Below are 1,151 nucleotides of genomic sequence, written 5' to 3' on the forward strand. Positions count from 1 at the left end.
GTCGCCGCGCGCACCGCGGCACCTATGTGCTCCAAATCCGTTGCGGCCCAGGCTAAGGCATCGGGGATCGCAATGACATTCGGCATCGAACCGCCCTCCCGGTACCGGAGAGAAACGTCTGGAACCGCAATGTAACACCGCGCTGTCCCTGGTCTTCCGGTTTTGAGGAAGGCAGCGGCCCGCTGATCAGATCCGGCGGGCGGCGTAGCCGCTTGCCCCTTTCGACGACGGCGCGAAAGCCGCATTCCGTCATGAACTCGCATGCCCCGACGATCGACTCACCACCGACGCTGTCCTTGATCGGCCAGCGGCATTACGGTCAACGCAACGAGCCGCAGCAATCCACCCCCGTCGACGTTGGCGGTGCGCTCAACCCACCATCGCCGAGCGCCGACCGTCGCATCCGGAGGCGAGAGATTGTCCGATGCCGAGATAGAACAGCGTTGCAAGCCGCACTCAAAATGGGCACGGTAAGTGCACTGGTTGATCTCCGTAAGTTGTTGCACGAAATCCCCTCGGGAGTGCGCCGGCTCAGGGCGGCCCGTTCACTCCGTTGCGGCCGAACAGAGCTCCGCCGAAGCCGCCGTAGCCGCCTTGGCCGCCGGGGACTCCGGCCCCGCCGTCGCCGCCATTACCGATGAGCACAGCAGAGCCGCCAAAGCCGCCGTTGCCGGTGCCGAACGGGGGCGGATCCGAACTGGTGCCGGCGTTGCCGCCGTCGCCACCGTTGCCGTAGAAGTATCCGCCGTTGCCGCCGTTGCCGCCGCTGCTGCTGAAGTACACCTGGCCGGTTCCGACGTCTGCGCCGTTACCGCCGTCGCCGCCGCTGCCGAAGAATCTGGCAGCTCCGCCGTCGCCGCCGCTACCACCTGGGCCGGCTGAATCGTCGATGCCGCCGGTACCGGCGTCGCCACCGTTCCCGCCGTCGCCGCCGTTGCCGCCACGACCGACCCAGCTGTAGCCGCCGCGGCCGCCAGCGCCGCCTTCGCCGCCGGTGCCCGCGACGTCGCTGACTCCGCCTGAACCGTTTCCTCCGGTGCCGCCGATGCCCCCGGTTCCACCGGCTCCGCCGCTGCCTAGTAGGGCTCCGCCGTTGCCCCCTAGCCCACCCTTGCCGCCCTTGCCGCCGTCGCCTCCGTCGACACCACTGC

1 pseudogene is annotated in these 1,151 nt (G+C 68.8%); it reads right to left on the reverse strand.

Annotated features, from left to right (window positions below):
* Positions 1-531 precede the first annotated feature (531 nt).
* A pseudogene (locus EET13_RS30800) lies at positions 532-1,151 on the reverse strand (PE family protein); the annotation flags it as partial.

Source organism: Mycobacterium attenuatum (assembly GCF_900566085.1).
GTDB classification, from domain to species: Bacteria; Actinomycetota; Actinomycetes; order Mycobacteriales; family Mycobacteriaceae; genus Mycobacterium; species Mycobacterium attenuatum.